This window comes from Deltaproteobacteria bacterium (genome assembly GCA_020848745.1).
In the GTDB taxonomy this organism is placed as follows: Bacteria; Desulfobacterota; Binatia; order UTPRO1; family UTPRO1; genus UTPRO1.
On the sequence record JADLHM010000058.1, the window covers coordinates 1 to 24,475 of the forward strand.

Below are 24,475 nucleotides of genomic sequence, written 5' to 3' on the forward strand. Positions count from 1 at the left end.
AGCTTCGCCATCGGGATGCCGCGGCGCTCGGCGACGGCGAAGTACATCGCGAGGATGATGCTCGCCGAGCAGTTGACGGTCATCGAGGTGGTGACCTCGTCGAGCGCGATGCCGTCGAAGAGCTCGGTCATGTCGTCGATGGTCGAGACCGCCGTGCCCTCACGCCCGACCTCGCCGAGCGAGCGCTCGTGGTCGGCGTCGTAGCCCATGAGGGTCGGCATGTCGAAAGCGGTCGAGAGACCCGTTTGCCCCTGCGCGAGGAGGAACTTGAAGCGCTCGTTGGTGTCGCGCGGCGTCCCGAAACCGGCGAACTGCCGCATCGTCCACGAGCGGCCGCGGTACATCGTCGGGTAGACGCCCCGCGTGTAGGGGAACTCGCCGGGCCTGCCGATGTCGGCGGACGTGTCGCGGCCCGCGAGATCGTCCGGCGCGTAGCACTCCTTGATCTCCATGTCGGAGACCGTCGAGAAGCGGCGCGCGGTCTCTTTCGACGCGGACCCCGGCGGGACGAATCGTGGTTGTGCGCTCATGGCAGTCTCCGGGTTCCGTCGACGGTCTTATCGCGATCGCCGCCGCCAGTGCGAGCGGCGTTTCGTCAGGGCTCGAGCGGCCGGGAGCCGCGCGCGCCCGGCGACACGCGGCGCCGCCGCCGGAAGTCGACGTCGATCACACGGGCGCGCGGCAGGCGCGGACGCGGGGTGCGATGCGAGATGAGCTTCGCCGCGACCGGCACCCATTCCTCGGGCACGAGGATGCGGATGGTGCCGAGGCTGCCGGTGCGGACCGGATCCATCTCGAAGCGCCGGCTCTCCAGCAGGCACGGAATGCCCTGGTGCTCGAGGAATCCTTTGACGAGGTGCGCTTCGGGCTCGAATGCCGTGGCGTGGCAGACTTTCCAGGGCATGACGGGACTTTTCCGTATAGATGATCCTCCTTGTCATGCCAAGGCATACTTGACGGTCGCACCAAACGCGGGCAAGCGGAAGCCCAACCAAATCCACAGGAGGCACCGCATGAACCGATTGGCACCGCGTTTCGCATTGGCCGGCCTGCTCGTCGTGGCGAGCGCCAGCGTGGCGCTCGCCCAGAGCGAGGACGCGCTGATCAAGTATTTCCGCAAGAAGAACAACCTCCCCCCCACCGCCGCCGTCACCGTCCAGGGCCTGAAGGACTCGGCCAACTTCAAGGGATCGAAGGAAGGCACGCTCAACATCGCGGGCCCGCAGGGCAACAAGGCGCTCAACTTCATCGCGTCGCCCGACCTCAAGTATGTCGTCGTGGGCGAGGTGGTGGACACCACGGTCGATCCGTCGAAGGCCGTGATGGCGAAGATCAACCTCCAGGGCGAGCCGTTCAAGGGCGCGAAGGACGCCAAGGTCACGATCGTCGAATACTCTGAGTTCCAGTGCCCGTTCTGCAAGCGCGGCTTCGACACCATCGAGAACCAGGTGCTGAAGCAGTACGAGGGGAAGGTGAAGTTCTACTTCAAGAGCTTCCCGCTGCCGTTCCACCCGTGGGCGATGCCGGCCTCGATCGCCGCCGAGTGCGCAAAGAGTCAGAAGGCCGAAGCGTTCTGGAAGGTCTACGAGTCGTTCTTCAACCACCAGTCGGAGATCAATCCGCAGAACGTGAAGGACAAGGCGGCGGAGTACCTGAAGGACACCGGCATCGACATGGCCAAGTGGAACACCTGCTTCGACAACAAGGAGACGGCGGCGAAGGTGAACAAGGAGCACGACGAAGGCGCGGCCCTCGGCGTCACGGGCACGCCGGCCTTCTTCATCAACGGCCGCATGCTGGTGGGGGCGCAGCCGTTCGAGCAGTTCAAGAACGTGATCGACGACGAGCTCGCCGCGGCGAAGTAGTCGCTACCTTTTCCGATCCGGGCGCCGCCTGCCTCGTGCAGGTGGCGCCTTCCCTTTTTGCGGTACAGGAAGACCGCGCGTAATGGCGCCGCTGCGGGGTGCGGGAGACCGGCTCGCTGGCTCCGCAGATCCTCGACTCCGCACCGTTCAAGGGCACCATGCGCAGGGCCGCGTAGCGGATCTAGTCGCCTGCGAGCCGGTCTCCCGCACCCCGCCGAAGCGCCGCTGCGCGATCTGGAACAGCCAGCAGCGGACCGTCGGTGTGCGACCGGCTGTGCGCCGCGCAGCATCACCACGACTGCGCCGCCGAAGCTCGTGCTTTCGTGGTCCGAGCGCGCACGTCGCGCCGCGGCGACCCGTCGGCAGCGTGGCGGCTTGCAGTGCGCCACTCATGGTGACACTGTGTCACCATGACGAGGAAGGGGTCGATCACCATCAAGGATCTGCACGCGCAGACGGGAGCGCACGTGCGGCGGGCCGGCCGCGGGCGGGCGCCGGTGCCGGTGACCGATCGTGGGAAGGTCGTCGCCGCACTGGTCCCCCCGACGTTGCTCCCGACGGGCCGCCGGCGGCGCACCGTGCTGGCGGAGTACGCCACGTGGCTGTCGCGCGAGCCGGCGACCCGGGTGCTCGACGATCTCGACGCCGTACGCGGCGAGCGCTGACGATGCTCTTCTGCGACACGTCGACGCTCGCGAAATACTATGTGGCCGAGCCGGAATCCGAGGCGGTCCGCGCTCGGCTCGACGCCGAGGATCGCGTGCTGCTCTCCGAGCTCGCGCGGGCCGAGCTCATGGGCGTGTTCCACCGGCAGCTCCGCGAGCGCCGATGGGATCGGAGCGCGTTCCAGACCGTCGTGCGGCAGTGGTCGACCGACGACGCCGGCGGCTACTGGACGTGGCTCCCACTCGATGCCGAGATCGTCGAGCAGGTCGTGCGGGTGTACGCCACGCTGCCGGACGACGTCTTCTTGCGGACGGCCGACTGCCTGCACCTGATCACGGCGCTCCGCCATGGGTTCTCGGAGATCCACACCCACGACGCCCAGCAGCGCGCGGGAGCCGGTGCGCTCGGCCTGACCGCGATCGCGATCTCCGCGTAGACGACCGCACCTGCAGCAGGCGCCCTATTTGCGAGCGGAGATTCAACCAATGAAACCCCGCCACGCAGCGACCGAAGTGCATCGCGACTCGGCGACTCGGAACGACGATCAGTATTCGGGCTTGAAGTCGAAAGTGGTGCGTCGTCTCGAGGTAGCGCACCGTGCGGGTCTGGGATCGACGACGAGCTCGCCGCGGCGAAGTAGTCCTCCGTTGCATCGAAAGGCGCCGCCCTCGCGCGGGCGGCGCCTTTTCTTTGGTGCCGACCAAACGGACCGCGCGCAGGGGCGGTGCCACGGGGCGCGGGGGAGCGGCTCGCTGGCTCCGCAGATGGCACGCCCATCCCGCTCAAGGATCACCATGCGCATGGCCGCGTGTGCCATCTAGTCGCCTGCGAGTCGCTCCCCCGCAGCCCTCGACAACGAGCTGCGCGATCTGTTTCTCCCGCCGACGGCAAGCCGACGGTGCGTGGCTGGCCGGCGACATCGCTGCAGCTTACGACGTCGCCGCCGATGCTCGTGCTTTCGAGGGCCGAAGACACCTTGCGCAGGGTCGCTACTGAGCGGGGTGGGGCGGCGCTTCGCAGGCGACTAGATCCGCTACGCGGCCCTGCGCACGGTGCCCTTGAACGCCACGGAGTCGAGGATCTGCGGAGCCAGCGAAGCGCCGCCCCACCCCGCCGCGCAGCGGCCCCGCTGCACCACGCCTCAGCGACCCGCGAGAGGGTCAGTATTCGGGCTTGAAGTCGAAGTGGTGCGTCGTCTCGAGGTAGCGCACCGTGCGGGTCTGGGAGCGCATGACGACCGAGTTCGTCTTCGCCCCGCCGCGGAAGAAGCGCACGCCCTGGAGGAAATCGCCGGTCGTCACGCCGGTCGCCGCGAACATCACGTCACCGCGCACGAGATCGTCGATCTTGTAAACCTGCTGCAGATCCGTGAGCCCCGCCGCGTAGCAGCGGTCGCGCTCGTCGTGGGTGAGCGGCGCGAGCCTGGCCTGCATGTCGCCGCCCGCGCAGCGCAACGCCGCGGCCGCGAGCACGCCCTGATGACCGCCGCCGACGCCGATCAACAGATCGATCCCCGACTCGGGGCGCGTCGTCGCGAGCGCCGCCGAGAGATCGCCGGCGCCGAGCAGCTTGATGCGCGCCCCCGCCTGTCGGACCTCGCGGATGAGCTTCGCGTGGCGGGGCCGCTCGAGCACGACGACCGTCAAGTCCTCGACGTACACGCCCTTCGCCTCGGCGAGCGCGTGCAGGTTGTCCTGCGGCGCGCGCGTGATGTCGATCACGCCCCGCCCTTCCGGCCCGACGGCGACCTTCTCCATGTAGGCGTCGGGGCACTGGAAGAAGACGCCGGGCTCGGCGATCGCGATGATCGAGAGCGCCCCGGGCCCGCCCGTCGCGGTGATGCTGGCCCCTTCGAGCGCGTCGAGCGCGACCTCGGTCGTGATCTCGCCACCGCCGATCTTCTCGCCGACGTAGAGGGCCTTCGTCTGCTCCTGTGTGCCCTCGCCGATCACGACCGTGCCGCCGACGGCGATCGCGTTGAACGCGCGCCGCATGGCCTCGACCGCGGCCTGATCGGCCCCCGCCTCGTCGCCGCGCCCCATGAAGCGCGCCGACGCGAGTGCCGCCGCCTCCGTGACCCGAGCCACCTCGAGCGCCAGGTTGCGGTCCATCAGGCTCCTCCGAGGTCGTCGGCGATGCGCAGGCAGATCGGCGTGCCCTGCGTGCCGGCCAGGCGCCCGATGCGGCCGAGCGCCGTCTGCAGATCCCGCTCGCGCGCCTCGTGCGTACGGATCACGACGGGCACCGTCCCGCCGGCGCTGCGCTCCTTCTGGATCACGGTCGCGATACTAATCCCGTGTCGTCCGAGGATGGAAGCGAGGTTTCCGAGGACGCCCGGCCGATCGCGCACCATGATGCGCAGGTAATACGCCGTACGGAGATCCCCCATCGGGATGCGCTTCGGACGCCGGAGCGCGGGGATGCCGAGCGGCGGGACGCGCGCCGACGTGTCCTGGAGGCGGTTGCGCGCGATCTCGATCAGGTCCGCGACGACGGCGGTCGCGGTCGGCATCATGCCCGCGCCGAGGCCGTAGTACATGCTCGAGCCGAGCGCCTCACCCTCGACGTAGATCGCGTTGAAGGCGCCGCGTACGCCCGCGAGCACGTGCGCCGCCGGCACCAGCGTCGGATGCACACGCGCCGCCACGTCGTCCCCGTGCATCGACCCGATCGCGAGGAGCTTGATCTCGTAGCCGAGCTCGCGCGCGTAGCCGACGTCCATCTGCGCCACGCGCCGGATGCCCTCGGTGTGCACGTCCCTCAAGTGCAGCTCGGCGCCGAACGCGAGCGCGCTCAGGATGACGAGCTTGTGCGCGGAGTCGATGCCGTCGATGTCGAAGCTCGGGTCGGCCTCGGCGAGGCCGCGCGCCTGCGCCTCCCGCAACACGTCCTCGAACTGCGCGCCCTCCGCGCTCATCTTCGAGAGGATGTAGTTGCAGGTGCCGTTCACGATGCCGCGGACGGCGACGGTACGGTCGGCGACGACGCCGTCGCGCAGCACCCGCACGATCGGGATGCCGCCGCCGACGCTCGCCTCGAAGCCGATGTCGACGCGCTGCCGGGCCGCCGCGCCGAAGATCTCGCGGCCGTGCACGGCGAGAAGCGCCTTGTTGGCGGTGACGATGCTCTTGCCGCGTCCGATGGCGCCGAGGACGAACCGCCGCGCCGGCTCGTAGCCGCCCATGAGCTCGATCACGACATCGACGTCGTCCGCTTCGTAGACGCGCCGCGCGTCGGGCACCAGCATGCCCTTGGGCAGGCGCACGCCGCGGTCGCGCCGGGTGTCGAGGTCGGCGATGCGCACCAGGCGCAAACGCGCGCCGAGCATCGCGTCGATCGCCGCGCGCCGGCGCTGCAGGAGCTTCACGACCCCGGTGCCGATCGTCCCGAAGCCGATGAGGCCGGCGCGGATCTCGCGATCCGCGGGCCGGATGCTCGCCAGGCGCTTGCTGCTACCCATGGGCCACGCGCGCGTCGAAGCCGGCGGTGATGCGGGGAAATTCCATCCGGACCGCGACGTCCCGGAGCTCAGAATCGGAAGCCGAGCGACCCCATCGTCGTCACGAACTGGCGATCCGAGCGGTTGTTGAGGAACGCCTGGTGGTAGCTGCCGTGCAGGCCGAGCGTGATCTCGAGCAGCGGCACTTCGTCGTTCTCGCGCTCGTAGAGCGTGAAGATGGTGCCGGTGAGGCCGAGCCCAGCTTCGATGCCGGCCGCATCCTCGTCCTCGTCGGTGAAGACGCCGATGCCGTTCACCTCGGCGCTGTTGAAGTTCGCGAAGTGGTACCACCCGCCCTTCACGGTCGCGTACGGCCGCACCGGATACGACGACGGCAGGAAATTGATGCGCGGCCCGAGCGCCACCACGAAGTTCTGGTGGACCTCGTCGGTCTTGAACTCGAAGTCGCCCTGCCGGTACCGCTCGGAGTCGCCGTCGTTGTCGTTGAAGGAGTGCGTGAACTCGAAGATGCCGTCGAGGAAGGGCAGGAACTCGTAGCCGGCCGCGATGCTGTAGGCGCCGCCCGGGTTCTGCTCGTGGCTGAAGTCGCCGACGGGGATCAACGCGCCGCCGCGCACTTCGAGGAACGCGGCGCCCGGCTCCGCGGCGGCACGCCCCACGAGCCCGAACACGCACAGGATGGCCAGCGACAGCGAGCGGATCTTCATGACCCCTCCCCTTTCCCCCAAAGCGATCGATTTGGCGCTAAGTCCGCGTCGTACAACGCGTGCGATCTCGGGCGACGATAGCGGGCACCTTCCGGGAAGGCAAGGCATGAATCGCAGCGTCTGCGTGACTCGCGCCGCGCCGCCGTCACCCGATCCGCGCGAGCTCGAGCCGACCCGCCCAGCGCGCCTCGAGCACCGCGCGCAAGGACCGAGAGGCCGGCGACGCGAGCCCCGGATCGGAGGCGAGCCACCCCGCCGCATCCTCCTGCGCCTGCCGCAAGAGCGCGCCGTCGCGCACCAGGTTCGCCGCGCGGAAGTCGGGCAGGCCCGATTGGCGCGTGCCGAGGAACTCGCCCGGCCCGCGGATCTCGAGGTCCTTCTCCGCGATGCGGAAGCCGTCGTTCGTCTCCTCCATCACGCGCAAACGCTCGCGCGCCACGTCGCCCTGGGCGTAGGAGGCGAGGAGGAAGCAGAGCGAGCGGTGCTCGCCGCGCCCGACGCGGCCGCGCAGCTGGTGCAGCTGGGCGAGGCCGAAGTGCTCGGCGTGCTCGATCACCATGACGGTCGCGTTCGGCACGTCGATCCCGACCTCGATCACGGTCGTGCACACCAGCACCTGGTACTCGCCGTCGCGGAAGCGGCGCATGACCGCGTCCTTCTCGTCGCCGCGCATCTGCCCGTGCATGAGCCCGACGCGGTACCTCGCGAGCGGCCCCGCGGCGAGCTCGCGCGCCATGCGGGTCGCGTCGAGGAGGTCCGTCTTCTCCGACTCGCTGACGAGGGGGTAGACCAGGTACGCCTGCCGGCCCTGGTCGAGCTCGCGTGCGAGGAGCTCCAGCACGGATTCGCGCCGCCGTTGGTTGAACACGCGGGTCACGATCGGCCGCCGGCCGGGCGGCAGCTCGTCGATCGCCGACACCTCGAGATCGCCATAGAGCGTGAGCGCGAGTGTGCGCGGGATCGGCGTCGCCGTCATCAACAGGATGTCGGGGTTCGTGCCGTGGCGCTTCAGCATCTGCCGCTGCAGCACGCCGAAGCGGTGCTGCTCGTCGATGATGCCGAGACCGAGCTTCTTGAAGGCGACGCCCTCCTGGATGAGCGCGTGCGTGCCGACGACGAGGTCGATGTCGCCGCGGGCGATCGCCCGCTCGGTGCGGCCGCGGAGCTTCCCCTGCACCCCGCCGGTCAGGAGCGCCACCGTGAGGCCGACCGGGTTGCCGAAGCGGCGGAGCGTGGCGCAGTGCTGCTCGGCGAGGAGCTCCGTCGGCGCCATCAGCGCGGCCTGATAGCCGGCGTCGACCGCGATCGCCGCGGCATGGAGCGCGACCACCGTCTTGCCGCTCCCGACGTCGCCCTGCACGAGGCGGTGCATCGGGTGGGGCGCCGCCATGTCGCGCTCGATCTCGCCGATCACCCGGCGCTGCGCCCCCGTGAACGCGAACGGCAACGTCGCCGCGAGCGCCCGGGTGCGCGCCGCCGGCACCGGGAACGCGATGCCGCGCTCGGCGACGACGTTGTGCTTGCGGAGCGCCAGGCCGAGCTGCAGGTAGAAGAGCTCGTCGTAGACGATCGCGCGGTGCGCGGGCGACGTACCCGCGTTCAGCTCGTCGACGTCCGCGTCGGGCGGCGGCTGGTGCACGGCGCGGAGCGCCGCAGCGAGGTCGACGACGCCGCGCCGCTCGGCGGTCGCCGTCGGCAGCGCGCTCGGCACCCGCCCCGCGTACTGGTCGACCGCCGCGTGGACGAGCCGGCGCATCGCGCCGATCGGGATGCCGGCGGGCTTCGTGTAGATCGGCACGATGCGACCGGTGTCGGCATCCTCCTGCCCTTCGAGGAGCTCGACCTCGGGATGCACGACGCGCAGACCGAGCATGCGCGCCATGCCCTTCGCCGCCTCGACCTTGCCGTGCAGCAGCACGCGCTGGCCCTCGTGGAAGCGGCTCCGGAAGTAGGCGATCTGATGGTACCAGAGGAGCGTCAGCGACCCGCTCGCGTCGACGGCCGTCGCCTCGAGGATGCGCCGACGGCCGGCGAAGCGTTCGCGAACGCCGCGGATCTCGGCCTCGATCGTCGCGTGCTCGCCCGACTGCAGCATCGAGATCGTGCGGACGTCGCGGCGGTCCTCGTAGCGGAAGGGGAGATGGAAGAGCAGGTCGTCGACGGTGGTGAGCCCGAGCGTCGCGAGCTGCTCGGCGCGCTTCGGGCCGACGCCCTTCACGAACTGGACCGGCGTCTCGAGATTCTGCAGCTGGCCCGCGACCGCGTCCGACGAGCCGCGATACGGGCGCGGCGGCGCCGGCGCCGCTGCGGGCGCCGCCCGGAGGTCGGCGACGAGCGCCATCAGCCGCCGCAGAGCGGCGCTCGCCTCCGCGTCGCCGCTCACGGCGGACGCGGGCGCCGGCGGCGGCAGCGGACCACCCGCGAGACCGTCGAGGAGTCCGCGCACCTCCTCGAGGCGGGCTCGGGTCGCCTCGTCGGGCGTCCGGGCGACGCTGAGCGCGAGCTTCTCGCGCAGCACGCGGAACGGCAGCGCCGATCGCGCGAGCCGCGGCGGCGCCGTCGCGAGGTACTGGAGCGGCGGTCCGAGCGTGCGGAGCAGATCTTCGAGCGGCGTCACGGTGAAGTCGGACCCGATGCGCCGGTCGTTCTACCCAGGCGTCGCCGCGATCGGCAAGGTGTGGACGACCCCGCCGTCGTCGGCAAGACTCGCCGTCCATGCGCGCGCTCCGAGTCGTTCTCCGCTGGGGCGCGTGCCTCGCCGTCGGCTTCGCCGCCGCCTCGCTCACGGTCGTGACGCTCTACCACTGGGTCGATCCGCCGGTGACGCCGCTCATGCTCCTGCGCGCCGTCGAGAGCGCGCTCGCGGGCGCGCCGGTCGGGATCGACCACCGTCGGGTCGCGCTCCGCGAGGTGAGCCCGGCGCTCGTCCGCTCGGTGATCGCGGCCGAGGACGCGCGCTTCTTCACGCACTGGGGCGTCGACACGACCGAGCTCGAACGCGCCGTCGCGTACAACGAGCGACAGGGCGGACGCCGGCTGCGCGGCGCCAGCACGATCACGATGCAGTGCGCGCGCAGCGTCTTCCTCTGGCCCGGACGCACCTGGATCCGCAAGGCGATCGAAGTGTGGCTCGCGGTGCTCATGGAGCAACTCTGGGGAAAACGGCGGATCCTCGAGGTCTACCTGAACGTCGTCGAGTGGGGGCCGGGGGTGTACGGCGCCGAGAGCGCGGCGCGCCGGCACTTCGGCGTGTCGGCGGCGAATCTCGACGCCGAGCGCGCGGCCCTGCTCGCCGCGACGCTGCCCGCGCCGCGGCGCTTCGACCCGGCGGCGCCCTCACCATCCCTCCGCCGGCGCGCGGCGACGATCCTGGCGCGGGCCCGCGCCGTCGAGCTCCCCGCCGCGCCGCGCCTCCGCGCCGCGCCCGCCGACGGACGTTGAACGGTCGGCGGCTTTCTCAGCGTTGCAACGGCCGCCCGATCGGCGAATCGCACTCGTGAGAACCCGCGGGGCAGACGCCCGATCTACATGGTCGGGGCGCTGGCACGACCAGTGCTCCGGTGATCGGTATGGTGCTGGATCTCGTTCCCAGGTCGTTCACGCTCCGGACGTGCCGACCCGTCGCCCTCGACGGGCATCTGCACCCGGATTTCCAGCCGGTCGCGACCGCGCTCCGCGAGCAGCTCCGCAGCCACCCCGGCGGCGCCGCGGTCGCGGTGTATTGGCGCGGCCGCTGCGTCGTCGACCTGTGGGGTGGCTACAAGGACGCGGCCGGGACGCCGTGGACACGCGACACCATGGCGCCGAGCTTCTCGACCACGAAAGGCATCGCGGCGACGTTGATGCACGTCCTCGTCGACCGCGGCCTCCTCGACTACGACGACCGCGTCGCACGCTACTGGCCGGAGTTCGCGCAGGCCGGCAAGGACGCGATCACCGTCCGCCACGTGCTCTCGCACCAATCGGGCCTCTACCACATCCGCCAGATGATCGATCACGCGGAGCGGATGCGCGACTGGCGCTACATGATCCGCGCGATCGAGCGCACCCCGCCGATCCATCCGCCCGGCACGCGCACCGGCTATCATGGGCTCACCTTCGGGTACCTGATCGGCGAGATCGCGCAGCGCGTGACCGGCCGGTCGTTCGCGGAGCTCGTACGAACCGAGATCGCCGGCCGGCTCGGCTGCGACGGCATGTACATCGGCACGCCGGACCATGAGCTGCCCCGCGCCGCGACGCTCCTCTGGCCCAAGCGCAACGTCATGACCCCGCGCCTCCCGGTCGGCGCCGGCGTGATGCACTGGGCGCTGCGCGAAGGGTCGCCCGTGCTGCAACGCCTCCTCGCGGTCGGCGGCATCGAGCTCGACCTGGCGAGCATCCTCGACGCGCTCGCGCCGCGCGGCATCGGCTCGTTCGATTTCAGCGCCCCCGAGACGCTGCGCGCGTCCATCCCCGCCGCCAACGGCCTCTTCACCGCGCGCTCGCTGGCGCGCACCTACGCCGCGCTCGCCGCGGGCGGCGCGATCGACGGGGTCCGCCTACTCTCGCCCGCGACGGTGGCGCGCGCGACCGAGATCCAATCGCGCGCCGCGAGCCGGGTGGTCATTCCCTTCGACATGCGGTGGCGGCTTGGCTACCACGGCGTTCTCACGACGCGCGGCGTACCCCGGCAGGCCTTCGGTCACTTCGGATTCGGGGGCTCCGGAGCCTGGGCCGACCCGCGTCGCGATCTGGCGGTGGCCCTCATCGTGAACAGCGGGCTCGGCACACCCTTCGGCGACCTCCGCATCGCACGCATCGGTGGCGCGGCGCTCGCGAGCGTCGACGACCCGCACTGACCCGGAAGGAGCGACCATGGGGACCGACGCCATCCGCGAACGCCTGCGCCAAGAGCTCCTCGGCCTGATCCAGCGCAACGCCAAGATCGCCGCCAACCTCCGCCGCGAGCAGAACCCGCTCGGCGGCGACTGGACCGAGAACGCCGCCGTGCTGGAGAACGACGAGGTGCTCGACGCGCTCGATGCCGAGGGCCGCGCCCGCGCGACCCAGCTCCGCGCGGCGCTCGACCGCATCGCCGCCGGCACCTACGGAACCTGCGTACGCTGCCGGGGTCCGATCCACCCGGGGCGCCTCGAGGCCATCCCCGAAGTCACGACCTGCATCGACTGCGCGCGCGCCGCCTGACCTCGTCATGGCCTGGTGGGGCGACGTCGTCGCGTCCGTGAGGCCGCCCCCCTTCCCCTTACCGGAACCCGGCAGTAGGGTGAGACCCTACTCTTCGAGAGGAGGACATGGCATGCAGAAGGACGATCCCGACACGGGCACGCACGAGGTCACGCGCCGCGAGTTCCTGGTAGGCGCCGGGGCGGCCGTTGCCGCCGGCGGCGCGACCCTGATCCTGCCCCGCGGCGCCGCGGCCGCGCCGATCGCGCTGCCGCCGCTTCCCTGGGCCGACGACGCGCTCGCACCCTACGTCTCGGCGCACACGATCGGTTTCCACTACGGCAAGCACCACAAGGGCTACGTCGACAACCTGAACAAGCTGATCGCGGGCACCGAGCTCGCCGACCTGCCGCTCGAGAAGATCATGACGACGACGGCGGGCAACGCCGAGAAGCAGACGATCTTCAACAACGCCGCGCAGGTCTGGAACCACACCTTTTACTGGAAGAGCCTGAAGCCCAAGGGCGGCGGCGCGCCGCCGAAGGAGCTCGGCGCGAAGATCGACCAGGCGTTCGGCAGCTACGACGCGTTCAAGAAGACCTTCATCGACGCGGCGCTCACCCAGTTCGGGAGCGGCTGGGCGTGGCTCGCGGCCAAGGGCGGCGTGCTGCAGATCGTGAAGACGCCGAACGCCGAGAACCCGGTCATCAAGGGCGTGAAGCCGCTCCTCACCATCGACGTCTGGGAGCACGCCTACTACCTCGACTACCAGAACAAGCGCGCCGACTACGTCACCGCCGTGCTCGACCACTTGATCGACTGGGAGTTCGCCGCCGCCAATCTCGCCGCGTAGCGCCACTACACGTCCGCGGCGTCGGCCGCGCTCCCGGTCGCGAAGGCGCGTGGCGCGCGCCGGGAGCAGGCCGTGGCGTGGATGGTGCGGAGTCCTCAGCCCCCTCGCCGCAGCTGCCGGATGCCCGGCGCGCCGAAGGTCGCCTCGAAGGCGGGATCGCGCTTCTCGTCGAAGACCGCGAAGCCCGCCCCCTCGTACGCGCGCTGCGCCGGCGTGTTGCCGATGAGGACGCCGATCTGGAACCGCGTGTGGCCGCGCGTGCGGCCCGCGTCGAGGATCGCGTGGAGCAGCGCCTTGGTGAGCCCCTTCCCGCGGTGGGCCGGGCGCGTCGCCACCCACTCAACGATCCACGTGTCGTCGGGTTGGTCGGGCGCGCAGGCGAGGAAGGGTGCGACCCGCTGCTGCATCGCGCCGAGCCGCGCCTCGTTCCATCCCTCGGCGGTCATCGCCTCGACGAGCGCCCGGAAGAAGCGCTCGCCGGTCGCGACCTTCGCGTCGTCGTAGGCCGAGAGCGCCGCCGCCGGCTCGCCGTCCACCTCGGCGACGAGGAAGCGCGACCAGTGCGCGAACGACTCCGGCTGCCGGTTCGCGATGCGCGCGACGATGCCGAGCCGGTACGCGTCGGATCCCGGGATCGCGAGATCCCAGAATCCGAACGGCAGATGCGAGCGCGACGCCTCCTGCTGCACCCAGGCGATGAAGGGAAGATCGCGCTCCGTGGCGCGGCGGATCGTATGGGCCATGCGGAGCGCATGCCACGCACCCGAAGGCATGTCGACGCGGGCCGCGGCGTTGACGCCTCCCGAGGGCGCGCGCTACGCGCTCTCGCTGCCATGACGGACGAAGCCGGAACGAGCGTCCTGCGCAGGGCGCGCCCGCCCGATGCCGACGCGCTCGCCCGCCTCGAGCGCGCGGCGTTCGTCGGGTGCTACGCCGCGCACCGTTTCGCGGCGGCGCAGCTTTCGTCGCATCTCACGCGGTCCGCGTCGTTCGCCCACGTCGTCGAAGGGCGCGGCCGGATCGTCGCCTACGTCCTCGGCGTCCAGGGCGCCGGTAGCCGCGCGCACGTCGCGCGCCTCTACAGCATCGCGGTCGATCCGAGCGCGCGCCGCCGCGACTTCGCCAGGCGTCTCTTGCGCGCGTTTCTCGCGACGGCGCGGCGCCGCGGCTGCACGGTCGTGTCCTTGGAGGTCGCGGCGACCAATCGCGCGGCGCTCGCGCTCTTCGCCCTCCACGGCTTCGCGATCACACGCCGGCTGCCGGCCTATTACTCCCGCACCACCGCCGGCCTCCGCATGCGCCGGGAACTCATCGGACGCGCGGATCGTCCACCCACGGGACACCGGACGCGCCCGTAGTGAGCCGAGACGGCGCCCTACAGCCGCCCGAAGAAATCATTCCCTTTGTCGTCCACCACGACGAAAGCCGGGAAGTCTTCGACCTCGATCTTCCAGATCGCCTCCATCCCGAGCTCGGCGTACTCGAGCACCTCGACCTTGCGGATGTTGTCGCGGGCGAGGATCGCAGCGGGGCCGCCGATCGAGCCGAGATAAAAGCCGCCGTGCTTCCTGCAGGCCTCCGTGACCGCGGGCGAGCGGTTGCCCTTGGCGAGCGTCACGAAGCTCCCGCCGTGCTGCATGAAGAGGTCGACATAGCCGTCCATGCGGCCGGCGGTCGTGGGGCCGAACGAGCCCGACGCCATGCCCCGCGGCGTCTTCGCCGGGCCCGCGTAGTAGATCGGGTGGTCCTTCACGTACTGGGGCAGGCCCTCGCCGCGCTCGATGCGCTCGCGGAGCTTCGCGTGCGCGAGGTCGCGGGCGACGATCATCGGGCCGCTGAGCGCGAGGCGGGTCTTGATGGGGTATTTCGACAGCGCCGCGCGGATCTCGCTCATCGGCTTCCCGAGATCGATCTTCACGACGTCGCCCGAGAGCTCGGCTTCGTCGATCTCGGGAAGGAAGCGGACGGGATTGGTCTCGAGCCGTTCCAGGAAGACCCCGTCGGCGGTGATCTTGGCCTTCGCCTGCCGATCGGCGGAGCACGAGACGCCGATGCCGATCGGCAGGCTCGCGCCGTGGCGCGGGAGCCGGATCACGCGCACGTCGTGGCAGAAGTACTTGCCGCCGAACTGCGCGCCGATCTCGAGGCGCTGGGTCATCTTCCAGATCTCGTCCTCGAGCTCGGGGTCGCGGATGGCGTGCCCGGCCGGATCGCCGCGCGTCGGGAGGTCGTCGAGGTCGCGGCAGGACGCGAGCTTCACGGTCTTCATGGTGAGCTCCGCCGACGTGCCGCCGATCGCGATCGCCAGGTGGTAGGGCGGACACGCCGCCGTGCCGAGCGTCTTCACCTTCGACTCGACGAACGGGAGCAGGCGCTCGCGGCTCAGGATCGCGGCGGTCTCCTGATAGAGGAACGATTTGTTCGCCGAGCCGCCGCCCTTGGTGACGAAGAGGAAGCGGTACTCGTCGCCGCCTACCGCGTAGAGCTCGAGCTGCGCCGGCAGATTCGTCCCGGTGTTCTTCTCCTCGAACATGGAGAGCGGCGCCATCTGCGAGTAGCGGAGATTGGTCTGCTGGTAGACGTCGTAGATACCGCGCGCGATCGCCGCCTCGTCGTCGCCGCCCGTCCAGACGCGCTGGCCCTTCTTGCCGAGCGCGATCGCGGTGCCGGTGTCCTGACACGACGGCAGCACCATGCCCGCCGAGACGCAGGCGTTGCGCAGCATGTTCAGCGCGACGAAGCGGTCGTTCATCGACGCCTCGGGATCCTCGAGGATCTTCTTCAGCTGGGCGAGGTGGCCGGGACGAAAGAGATGCGACACGTCGCGAACGGCTTCGAAGGCGAGGCGGGTGAGCGCGGCGGCGTCGACCGTGAGCACGCGCTGGCCGCGGAAGGTGTCCGTACCGACCCAGTCACCCTCGAGCTTGCGGTAGGGCGTCGTGTCGTGACCGTGGGGGAACATTTCCTGGTAGCGGAAGTCGGGCATCCGCACGGTTTAGACGATCCCCGCCGCCTGCGCCACGAAACGGCCCGCCGCGACCGCTCGGCCCGGGCCGACACCGGCGGGCTCGCGTCGCGACCGGCCTTTGAAAGACCGCCGCCGCCGGGATACAGGGCGGAGCGCGTGTCCCGTTCGACCTCCGCTCCGGATCGCCGCTCGCGACCTGCGGCCGCGTGGCTCGCGGGGACGCTCGTCCCGCTCGCGCTCGCACCGACCGGGTGTCTGCCGGCCCTCCAGCTGAATCGCACCATGGCGGCCTACGACGCCGTCGCGACCGACGCGGTCTGCCGCCAGCTGCTGCTGAACGTCGCGCGCGCGCGCCACAACGAGCCGTTGCACTTCACCGCGCTCTCCAACATCGCCGCGACGTACAGCCTGCAGCTGAACGCGGGCGCGACGCCGCCCCTCGGCGGCCTCGAGGGTGGCGCCGGCAATCTCTCGCCGATCTTCGGCGGCAGCTGGACCGACAATCCGACGCTCAGCATCGTGCCGGTCGAGGGCGAGGAGTTCACGCGCCGCCTGCTGACGCCGTTTCCCGAGAGCACGCTGACGCTCCTTCTGCGCCAGGGGGCGGACGTCGACCTCGTGCTGCGCATGATGGCGGGCGAGTACCGTACGGAGCTCGACGGCGCCCGGGTCACGTACGCGAACAAGCCATCCGACCGTGAAGGGTACACGGTGTTCCGCCGGGTGGCGGTGCACGTCTCGTCCATCCAGGACCGCGGCGCACTCTACGCCGAGCCGATGATCTTCACGGACACGTGGACGGTGCCGGCCGAGTCGGTGACGCCCGAAGTCCTGCAATCGTTCGGATCGGAGTACACGCTGACGCGCGAGCGCGGCGGGAACACCTACCGCGTCACGAAGCGCACGATCGGCCGCATCGTCATCACCAACTACGATCCCGAGGTCTTGAGCAACGACGAGCGGCGCAGGCTCCACGAGGAGGCGTCTCACAACCTCGACGACGAGCTCGTGGTCGACGTCCGGTCCGGCTACCCGGGCGGCGAGTTCCCGCTGCACGGCAAGTTCCGGCTCCGCAGCTTCGCGAACATGATCGACTTCCTCGGCCGCGCGCTCGGCGAGGATCCGGAATACGCGGTCGCGCCGCATTCGCACACGCCCGCGGTGCGCGAGAACCCGGCGTTCACGCTCGAGATGGTGGAGTCCTCGCGCCCGGTCCGCGGCGAGCGCGCGATCCGCTACCGGGGGCACTACTACGCGCTCGCGCCCGAGTCCGGCTACCCATGGAACAAGAAGGCGTTCGTACTCCTCTACCAGCTCTTCCAGATGACGGTCGTGAAGCCGGCGTCGGCCGCCCCCAGCATCACGATCGCGAAGTGATTTCTTGAGCGGAATGCGTCGTCCGGTCGTCCTGGCTCTCGCCGCCGCCGCCCTCGTGGCGGCGGCGCTCCTCGGCGCGCGCTGGTGGATGGTCCGCGAGCGCTCCGCCGCGGCGATCCGCGGCTCGGGCATCATCGAGGTGACGCAGGTCGACGTCGCTTTCGAGGTGGCGGGCCGCATGATCGAGCGTTCGGTCGACGAGGGTGCGATGGTCGACAAGGGCCAGCCCGTCGGCCGCCTCGACGACCGCGAGTACCGCCTGCACGTGATGCGCGCGACCGCCGCGAAGGAGGCCGCCGACGCGCGCTACCGCATGATGACCAAGGGCGCCCGCGAGCAGGAGATCGACCGGGCGCTCGCCGCCCGCGAGGCCGCCGACGCCGAGCTCGCGCTGCAGGCCCGGGAGTACGAGCGGGTCACGCGCCTGCGCGCGGAGGGGATCGTCGCGCAGACCGAGCAGGACCGCCTCTCGAACCTGCTTGCGAACGCGCGCGCGGCTCGCGACCAGGCGGTCGCCCAGCTCGACGAGCTCCGCGAGGGCTTCCGCACCGAGGAGATCGAAGGCGCACGCGCCGACCTGCAGCGCGCCGGCGCCGAGCTGGAGCTCGCCGAGCTCAACCTCGCGCGCTGCCTGCTCTTCGCGCCCGCCGCCGGACGCGTGCTCAGCAAGAGCCGCGAGCCGGGCGAGATGGTGCAGCCCGGAACGCCGATCGTGACGCTCGGCGATCTGAGCCGGCCGTGGGTCAACGTCTACGTCGGCGAGCGCGACCTCGGGAAGGTGCATCTCGGCATGGCGGCGCAGGTGACCGTCGACTCGTTCCCCGACCAGCCCTTCGACGGCAAGGTGGCCTTCGTCTCCGACCGCGCCGAGTTCACGCCGAAGAACATCCAGACGCCCGACGAGCGCGTGAAGCTCGTCTATCGCGTGAAGGTCGAGGTCGAGACGCGGAACGAAGCCCTCAAGCCGGGCATGCCGGCCGACGCGCTCCTGCCGGTCGCGACCGCCGCGGCCTCGCGGTGACGCGCTCGTGGCGACGTCGATCCCCACAGGCAGGCCCGCCGTCCGCGCCGTCGACGTCGCCAAGCGCTACGGAACCGTTCAGGCGCTCCGCGACCTGACCTTCGAGGTCCGCGCCGGCGAGCTCTTCGGACTCGTCGGACCCGACGGCGCCGGCAAGACGACGTTCCTCAGGCTCCTCGCCTGCCTGCTGCGCCCCGACGGCGGCCGCGCCGAGGTCGACGGCGTCGACGTCACCGAGGATCCCGCCGAGGTGAAGCGCCGCATCGGCTACATGTCGCAGCGCTTCAGCCTCTCCGGCACGCTCTCCGTGCTCGAGAACCTGCTCTACGTCGCCGAGGTCTGGGGCGTCGACCCGGCGGCGCGCCGCACCCGTATCCAGCGCCTCCTCGAGTTCAGCCGCCTCGGTCCGTTTCAGAAGCGCCTCGCCAAGGACCTCTCGGGCGGCATGAAGCAGAAGCTCGCGCTCGCGGCCTGCCTGATCCACCAACCGAGGATCCTGCTCCTCGACGAGCCGACGATCGGCGTCGACCCGCTCTCGCGTCGCGACTTCTGGCTCATCCTCTACGACCTCCTCCAGGAAGGCTCGACGATCCTCCTCTCGACGCCCTACATGGACGAAGCCGAGCGCTGCGGCCGCGTCGGCTTCCTGCAGGACGGGACGATGATCGCGTGCGGACCGCCCGCGCAGCTGAAGATCGACCTCGGCGTGGCGGTGTTGGATCTCCGGTGCGCGGCGCCGCGCGCCGCCGAGCGTACGCTCCGGCACCTGCGAGGCTTCGAGACGACCGCGCTCTTCGGCGATCGCATCCACCTCACCCTGCCGCGCGACGGCCTCGATCCCGACACGGTCGTGGCGCGCGTCCGCGCGGCGGGCGTCGCGGTCGACGACTGGAAGCTCGTGGCGCCTTCGCTGGAAGACGTGTTCCTCGCCTACACGCGCCCGACCGCGGCGGCGCCGCCATGAGCGCCGCGCTCGCGGTCGAGGCGGCGGGCCTCACCCGCGTCTTCGACTCGTTCGTGGCCGTCGACCACATCGACCTCGCCGTGCCCACCGGCCGCATCTTCGGCTTCCTCGGACCGAACGGCGCCGGCAAGTCGACGACCATCAAGATGCTGTGCGGCATCCTGCGGCCGTCGGGCGGCACGGCACGGGTCGGCGGCTTCGACGTCGCCCGCGAGCCCGAGCGCGTGAAGGCCAGCATCGGATACATGTCGCAGAAGTTCTCGCTCTACGAGGACCTGACGGTCGCGGAGAACCTGCGGTTCTTCGCCGGCATTTATGGGGTGCGCGGGGCTCGTCTGGCGGAACGCATCGCCTGGGCGCTCCACATGGCTGGCCTCGAAGGACGCGGCGACACCCTCACCTCGGCGCTCGCCGGCGGCTGGCGCCAGCGGCTCGCGCTCGGCTGCGCCGTCCTCCACGAGCCGCCGATCCTCTTCCTCGACGAGCCGACATCGGGGGTCGACCCGGTGTCGCGCCGCCGCTTCTGGGACATGATCGGCGACCTCGCCGAGCGCGGCATCACGATCTTCGTGACGACGCACTTCATGGACGAGGCCGAGCACTGCGACGAGCTCGCGCTCATCTACGCCGGCACGGTCGTCGCCGCGGGCACGCCCTCGCAGCTCAAGCGCGAGCACATCCGCCACGCCCTCCTCGAGATCGAGAGCGATGACCTGATGGGGACGTACGAGGCGCTCAAGTCGACGCCGGGCATCGACGGCGTAGCGCTCTTCGGAAACGCGCTCCACGCCACGGTCGCCGACGAGGCGGCGGCGCGCGCGACGATCCGGGAGCGGCTCGCGGCGAGCGGCCTGCCGCTCCGCCGCCTCGACCGCATCGAACCCTCGCTCGAGGACGCGTTCGTCGCGATCATCGAAACCCACGTAGCGGCCCGGGGGAGCTGACCCATGCGCCTCCCCCGCCCCCTCCGCACGATCCGCGCCATCCTCCGCCGCGAGTTCATCGATGTGCTGCGCGACCCGCGGAGCCTGGCGCTCACGCTGCTCTGGCCGATCAGCATGCTCGTCATGTACGGCTACGGGATCCGCTACGACGTCGACAACGTCCCCATCACCGTCCTCGACTACAGCGCCACCCCCGAGAGCCGCGACCTCTCCGAGCAGATGCGGCGCTCCGGCTACTTCACGATCGTCCGCTTCGCGCGCGACGACCGCGACGTCGAGTACGACCTGATGAACGACGCGGTGAAGGCGGCGATCGTGATCCCGCGCGAGTTCAGCGACCGCCTGCGCGCGGGCGAGCCCACGGCGGTGCAGGTGCTGATCGACGGCTCCGACTCCAACACCGCGACGATCGCCCAGGGTTACGCGCTCGCGATCGTGAACCAGTTCGTCGGCGCCTGGTCGGGTGTCGGCACCCGGCGCGCCGGCGCGCCGGCGGCCGCAGGCGATCCGACCATCGGCCAGGCGCCGATCCAGGTCGCGAGCCGGGTCTGGTACAACCCGGAGCTCAAGAGCGTGAACTTCATCGTGCCCGGGGTCATCGCGGTCATCATGATGATCGTCGGCGCCATCCTGACGGCGCTCTCGATCGTGAAGGAGAAGGAGCGCGGCACGATCGAGCAGATCCTGGTCTCGCCGATCCGTCCGCTCGAGATGATGATCGGCAAGATCGTCCCCTACATGGTGATCGCGCTCGTCGATCTCTCGATCATCATCTGCGCGGGCTACCTGCTGTTCGGCGTACCCATCAAGGGCAGCGTCGTGCAGCTCGCGATCTTCTCGCTCCTCTACCTCTTCTGCGCGCTCGGGGTCGGCGTCCTCGTGTCGACGATCGCCGACACCATGCAGAACGCGATGTTGGCGGCGATCTTCATGTCGCTGCTGCCCTCGGTGCTGCTCTCGGGCTTCGTGTTCCCGCTCGAGGACCTGCCGACGCCGATCCAGGCGGTTTCGTACCTCTTCCCGGCGCGCTACTTCGTGACCGCGATCCGCGGCATCTACCTGAAGCGCGTCGGCCTCGAGGTCCTGTGGCCGGAAGCGCTCCTGCTCGTCGTCTTCGCCGTGGGTATCGTGTCGTTCAGCGCATCGCGCTTCCAGGAGCGTCTGGAGTAGCCGTGCGCGCCTCCCTCGCCCGCATCGTCCAGGTGATCTGGAAGGAGGTGATCCAGATCCGGCGCGACAGGCGCATGTTCGGCATCGTGCTGATGATGCCGGTGCTGGAGCTCTTCATCTTCGGATACGTCGTCGCGACCGAGGTCGACGACATCGCGCTCGCCGTCTGCGATTACAGCCAGACGGCGGAAAGCCGCGCCTACGTCGATCAGCTGACGGAGAGCGGCTACTTCCGGATCGCGGCGCGCTGCGCCGGGGTGAACGACACCGACCGCATCCTCGACCACGGCCAGGCGAAGCTCGTGCTGGCGATTCCGCCCGATTTCGCGGAGCTGCTGCGGCGCGGGAAGCCCGTGCAGGTGATGGCGGCCGTCGACGGCAGCAACTCCAACACGGCGACCATCGCCCTCGCCTACCTCGAGCAGGTCACGCTCTCGCAGGCGGTCGACGTGCAGCTCGTCGACAAGAGCCTCGGCGTGACCGCGACCGCGCGCCATCCCGTCGTCGCGGTCGAGCCGCGCGCCTGGTTCAACCCCGAGCTCCGCAGCGTCAACTTCATGGTGCCGGCCATCACCTGCGTCCTCCTCATGGAGTCGCTCGTGATCCTCACCGCGATGGCGATCGTGCGCGAGAAGGAGCACGGCACGATGGAGCAGCTGATCGTCACGCCCATCCGCGCGTTCGAGCTGATCGTCGGCAAGGCCGTGCCGTTCATCGGCCTCGGCTACATCAACGTGGCGATCGTGATCCTGGTCGGGGCGTTCTGGTTCCAGGTGCCGATCGCCGGCAGCCTCCCGCTGCTCCTCGCCCTGACCGGACTCTTCATCGTCACCTGCCTCGGCTTGGGGCTCGTCGTCTCGGCGATCTCCAACACCCAGCAGCAGGCGTCGATGACCGGACAGTTCGTGCTGCTGCCGAGCATGTTCTTCTCGGGCTTCATGTTCCCGATCGCGAGCATGCCGCCGGTCGTCCAGACGATGACGTACGTGATCCCGCTCCGCTACTACATCTCGATCTCGCGCGGCATCTTCCTGAAGGGAGCGGGGTGGGCGGAGCTCCGCGACGAGGCGCTGATCCTCGCCGTCTACGGGATCGCGATCCTGGTGCTCGCGACGATCTTCTTCCGGAAGGAGATCCGCTGACCCATGCTGCACGCGCTGAATCGACTGCGGCGTCTGGTCGCGCCCGGGCAGCTCGAGCTCGCGCTCACACCGCGCGTCCCGGCCGCGGACGGCGAGATCCCGCGCCCGGACGAGGCGGCGCGGCTCCTCGCGCGCCTCCGCGCGCTCGGGCTCCGCGGCATCCGCCGCTGCGCTCTCACCCGCAACCGCTCGACGATGGTGTCGTTCCGTGGTGACGCGCTCCGCCTCCACCGGGCGTTCGCCACGGCGGCCGACGACGTGCTGCGGGCGGTCGTCGGCTTCGTGAACGGCCGGGGCGCCGCGCGCCGCGCCGCGCGCCGGGCGCTCACCGCATTCGAGATCCCGCGCGACCCCGCCGCCGCGCGCCCGCACCGGCCGGTCGCGTCGCATCCCGACGACGCGGCGCTCGCCGCACGCCTCCGCGCCGCGCATGCGGCCCTCAATGGCGAACGCTTCACGGGCGCGCTCGGTCCGGTCGCGATCCGCGTGTCGCGCCGCATGCGGTCGCGGCTCGGCCACTACTCGTCCGGCCGGCGCTCGGCCCCCGAGATCGCGATCGCGCGCCGTCACGCGCGCCGCGACGGCTGGCCGAGCGTCCTCGAAACCCTCGTGCACGAAATGGTCCACCAGTGGCAGCACGAGACCGGCCGCCCGGTCGCCCACGACGCCGACTTCCGCCGCAAGTGCCGCGAGGTCGGCATCGCGCCGCACGCCAAGCGTCCCCATTGAGACGCCTCGGACGGATGCGGCACCGAGCCGTCGGGCAGAGGCGCACATCGTGCAGCCCGGCACGATCGCCGCGCGTGTATATCCATGATCTTGCGAGGACGGGCTCGGCAAAGAGATTGCTCCGGGTTTCTCCCGAGGCCCCCATGCGCATGCTCCGAACCCTCGCCCTCGTCCTCGCCGCCCTCTCCGTGATGCTCGCCGCTCCGACCGTCGCCCGCGCCTGGCACATCAGCGGCCGGGTGCTGTGCGACGACGGCGATCAGACGATCGGCGCCGGCGACACCCCGCAGGGAGGCGCCTCGGTCCTCATCACCGCGCTCACCGTCGCGCCGGGCGGCACCTTCCCCGCCACGACCAGCGCCGGGACGGGAGCCTACGACGTGAAGCTCCCGGACCACGACGACGACTATCGTGTCGAGCTGACCGGCGCCGGGATCCCCGCCGGCGCGGTGGTCATCGTCCCGAGCAGCGGAGCCTATGGCGTACCCCCGATCGCCGCGATCCACCTCGGCCCGCCGAACGACACCAGCGCCGCGAACGTCGATTTCCTGCTCGCGAACTGCACCGACCCGACGCCGACCGCCACGGCGACGGCGACGCTCACCCCGACCGTCACCGCCACCCCGACGGTCACCGCCACGCCCGCGGCGACCCCGACGACGACGCCCACACGCACTCCCGCGCTCACCGCGACCCCAACGCCGGTCCACACCCCGGAGGTCTTCGCGAGCCACTTCCAGTGCTACGAGGTCGACCGCACCACCCTGGCGCCGATCACCGGCGTCTCCGTCGTCGACCGCTTCGGCGCGGCGACCATCGACCTCGCGAACTCGACGCTCGTGAAGCGGCTCTGTAACCCGGCGGGCGTGAACGGCGCGGGTGCGCCCGGCGGTCCCGATCACCTCGCGGGCTACGTGATCAGCGCGCGTACGCCGCGCTTCACGCCGCGCACCAACACCACGGTCGTGAACGCCTTCGGCACGACGACCCTCACGGTCCTCCGTCCGACCCTCCTCATGGTGCCGAGCGCGAAGAGCCTCGCCGGGCCGCCCCCGCCGTTCGGCCCGCCGGGCATCGACCACTTCCAGTGCTACGTGGTGCGGAACGCGCGCGCCCGCCGGTCGCGCATCACGGTCACCGACCAGTTCGGAACGATGACGCTCGACGTGAAGCGGCCGTCGCGGCTCTGCACCGCGGTCGACAAGCGCAACGAGGGCATCATCAACCCCGACGACAACCTCATGTGCTACGAGGTGCGCACGTCGTCGGGTACGCGGCGCTTCACGGGTCCGGGCGGCCCCGTCTACATCGACAACCAGTTCGGGCCGGACACGCTGAAGGTCACGCGGCCGACCGAGCTGTGCGTGCCGTCGACCGTGGTCTCGCCGCAGCAGCCGTAGGCCGGCGGCGCGCCGTACGGGCGGCGGGGCGCTCCGCGCATCG

General features: G+C 70.7%; 24 protein-coding genes. 16 read left to right on the forward strand and 8 right to left on the reverse strand.

Going from position 1 to position 24,475, the window contains the following annotated elements:
* On the reverse strand, positions 1 to 530 hold a 530-nt coding region (locus tag IT293_08910; protein ID MCC6764768.1), incomplete at its 3' end, for a methylmalonyl-CoA mutase.
* Between the two features lie 65 nt (positions 531 to 595).
* Complete coding sequence (locus tag IT293_08915; GenBank protein ID MCC6764769.1) at positions 596 to 904, reverse strand: DUF2007 domain-containing protein; 309 nt, start codon at positions 902 to 904, stop codon at positions 596 to 598.
* Between the two features lie 109 nt (positions 905 to 1,013).
* Between IT293_08915 and IT293_08920 the strand changes: the two genes are divergently transcribed.
* The 3 genes from IT293_08920 (at position 1,014) to IT293_08930 (ending at position 2,967) form a co-directional block, all read left to right on the forward strand.
* Positions 1,014 to 1,865 carry a DsbA family protein gene (locus IT293_08920; GenBank protein MCC6764770.1) on the forward strand — a complete coding sequence of 284 codons (852 nt, stop codon included), beginning with the start codon at positions 1,014 to 1,016 and terminating at the stop codon, positions 1,863 to 1,865.
* A 410-nt stretch (positions 1,866 to 2,275) separates the two neighbouring features.
* Entirely contained in the window at positions 2,276 to 2,530 is a 255-nt protein-coding gene (locus IT293_08925; GenBank protein ID MCC6764771.1) for a hypothetical protein, read from the forward strand.
* A 2-nt stretch (positions 2,531 to 2,532) separates the two neighbouring features.
* Positions 2,533 to 2,967: a type II toxin-antitoxin system VapC family toxin gene (locus IT293_08930; protein ID MCC6764772.1), complete on the forward strand. Its 435-nt coding sequence runs from the start codon at positions 2,533 to 2,535 to the stop codon at positions 2,965 to 2,967.
* A 724-nt stretch (positions 2,968 to 3,691) separates the two neighbouring features.
* Here the strand turns inward: IT293_08930 and glpX are convergent.
* The 4 genes from glpX to recG all read right to left on the reverse strand — a co-directional run bounded on the left by glpX (position 3,692) and on the right by recG (position 9,315).
* Positions 3,692 to 4,642, reverse strand: coding sequence for a class II fructose-bisphosphatase (glpX, locus tag IT293_08935; GenBank protein ID MCC6764773.1), 951 nt, complete (start codon positions 4,640 to 4,642; stop codon positions 3,692 to 3,694).
* The gene (locus tag IT293_08940; protein MCC6764774.1) at positions 4,642 to 5,991 is read right to left on the reverse strand and encodes a homoserine dehydrogenase; all 1,350 of its coding nucleotides are present in this window, start codon (positions 5,989 to 5,991) and stop codon (positions 4,642 to 4,644) included. The genes glpX and IT293_08940 overlap by 1 nt, the downstream gene beginning before the upstream one ends.
* Before the next feature lie 68 nt (positions 5,992 to 6,059).
* On the reverse strand, positions 6,060 to 6,698 hold the full coding sequence (locus tag IT293_08945) for a hypothetical protein (GenBank protein ID MCC6764775.1): 639 nt from the start codon (positions 6,696 to 6,698) through the stop codon (positions 6,060 to 6,062).
* Between the two features lie 145 nt (positions 6,699 to 6,843).
* On the reverse strand, positions 6,844 to 9,315 hold the full coding sequence (recG, locus tag IT293_08950; GenBank protein ID MCC6764776.1) for an ATP-dependent DNA helicase RecG: 2,472 nt from the start codon (positions 9,313 to 9,315) through the stop codon (positions 6,844 to 6,846).
* Positions 9,316 to 9,413: 98 nt separating this feature from the next.
* Here recG and mtgA point away from each other — a divergent pair, with 98 nt between their 5' ends.
* The 4 genes from mtgA to IT293_08970 all read left to right on the forward strand — a co-directional run bounded on the left by mtgA (position 9,414) and on the right by IT293_08970 (position 12,717).
* Positions 9,414 to 10,139 (forward strand): monofunctional biosynthetic peptidoglycan transglycosylase, encoded by a 726-nt coding sequence (gene mtgA / locus IT293_08955; GenBank protein ID MCC6764777.1) that lies wholly within the window; start codon positions 9,414 to 9,416, stop codon positions 10,137 to 10,139.
* A 128-nt stretch (positions 10,140 to 10,267) separates the two neighbouring features.
* Positions 10,268 to 11,539 (forward strand): beta-lactamase family protein, encoded by a 1,272-nt coding sequence (locus IT293_08960; GenBank protein MCC6764778.1) that lies wholly within the window; start codon positions 10,268 to 10,270, stop codon positions 11,537 to 11,539.
* A 16-nt stretch (positions 11,540 to 11,555) separates the two neighbouring features.
* Positions 11,556 to 11,885 (forward strand): TraR/DksA family transcriptional regulator, encoded by a 330-nt coding sequence (locus tag IT293_08965; protein ID MCC6764779.1) that lies wholly within the window; start codon positions 11,556 to 11,558, stop codon positions 11,883 to 11,885.
* A 112-nt stretch (positions 11,886 to 11,997) separates the two neighbouring features.
* On the forward strand, positions 11,998 to 12,717 hold the full coding sequence (locus IT293_08970; GenBank protein ID MCC6764780.1) for a superoxide dismutase: 720 nt from the start codon (positions 11,998 to 12,000) through the stop codon (positions 12,715 to 12,717).
* Positions 12,718 to 12,812: 95 nt separating this feature from the next.
* Here IT293_08970 and IT293_08975 read toward each other — a convergent pair whose 3' ends face one another.
* Complete coding sequence (locus IT293_08975) at positions 12,813 to 13,460, reverse strand: GNAT family N-acetyltransferase (GenBank protein ID MCC6764781.1); 648 nt, start codon at positions 13,458 to 13,460, stop codon at positions 12,813 to 12,815.
* Positions 13,461 to 13,550: 90 nt separating this feature from the next.
* Between IT293_08975 and IT293_08980 the strand changes: the two genes are divergently transcribed.
* The gene (locus tag IT293_08980; protein ID MCC6764782.1) at positions 13,551 to 14,075 is read left to right on the forward strand and encodes a GNAT family N-acetyltransferase; all 525 of its coding nucleotides are present in this window, start codon (positions 13,551 to 13,553) and stop codon (positions 14,073 to 14,075) included.
* 17 nt (positions 14,076 to 14,092) lie between these two features.
* On the opposite strand, the gene IT293_08985 is transcribed toward IT293_08980, so the two are convergent.
* Positions 14,093 to 15,703, reverse strand: coding sequence for a fumarate hydratase (locus tag IT293_08985; protein ID MCC6764783.1), 1,611 nt, complete (start codon positions 15,701 to 15,703; stop codon positions 14,093 to 14,095).
* A gap of 264 nt (positions 15,704 to 15,967) precedes the next feature.
* On the opposite strand from IT293_08985, the gene IT293_08990 reads away from it, so the two are divergent.
* The 8 genes from IT293_08990 (at position 15,968) to IT293_09025 (ending at position 24,432) form a co-directional block, all read left to right on the forward strand.
* Positions 15,968 to 17,062: a hypothetical protein gene (locus IT293_08990; protein ID MCC6764784.1), complete on the forward strand. Its 1,095-nt coding sequence runs from the start codon at positions 15,968 to 15,970 to the stop codon at positions 17,060 to 17,062.
* Between the two features lie 4 nt (positions 17,063 to 17,066).
* Entirely contained in the window at positions 17,067 to 18,083 is a 1,017-nt protein-coding gene (locus tag IT293_08995; protein MCC6764785.1) for an efflux RND transporter periplasmic adaptor subunit, read from the forward strand.
* Between the two features lie 19 nt (positions 18,084 to 18,102).
* Complete coding sequence (locus IT293_09000; protein ID MCC6764786.1) at positions 18,103 to 19,047, forward strand: ABC transporter ATP-binding protein; 945 nt, start codon at positions 18,103 to 18,105, stop codon at positions 19,045 to 19,047.
* Positions 19,044 to 19,991 carry an ABC transporter ATP-binding protein gene (locus IT293_09005; GenBank protein MCC6764787.1) on the forward strand — a complete coding sequence of 316 codons (948 nt, stop codon included), beginning with the start codon at positions 19,044 to 19,046 and terminating at the stop codon, positions 19,989 to 19,991. The genes IT293_09000 and IT293_09005 overlap by 4 nt, the downstream gene beginning before the upstream one ends.
* 3 nt (positions 19,992 to 19,994) lie before the next feature.
* Positions 19,995 to 21,161: an ABC transporter permease gene (locus tag IT293_09010; GenBank protein MCC6764788.1), complete on the forward strand. Its 1,167-nt coding sequence runs from the start codon at positions 19,995 to 19,997 to the stop codon at positions 21,159 to 21,161.
* Between the two features lie 2 nt (positions 21,162 to 21,163).
* On the forward strand, positions 21,164 to 22,303 hold the full coding sequence (locus IT293_09015) for an ABC transporter permease (protein MCC6764789.1): 1,140 nt from the start codon (positions 21,164 to 21,166) through the stop codon (positions 22,301 to 22,303).
* Between the two features lie 3 nt (positions 22,304 to 22,306).
* On the forward strand, positions 22,307 to 23,032 hold the full coding sequence (locus IT293_09020; protein MCC6764790.1) for a SprT-like domain-containing protein: 726 nt from the start codon (positions 22,307 to 22,309) through the stop codon (positions 23,030 to 23,032).
* A gap of 143 nt (positions 23,033 to 23,175) precedes the next feature.
* Positions 23,176 to 24,432, forward strand: a complete 1,257-nt coding sequence (locus tag IT293_09025; GenBank protein ID MCC6764791.1) for a hypothetical protein — start codon at positions 23,176 to 23,178, stop codon at positions 24,430 to 24,432.
* Positions 24,433 to 24,475 lie beyond the last annotated feature (43 nt).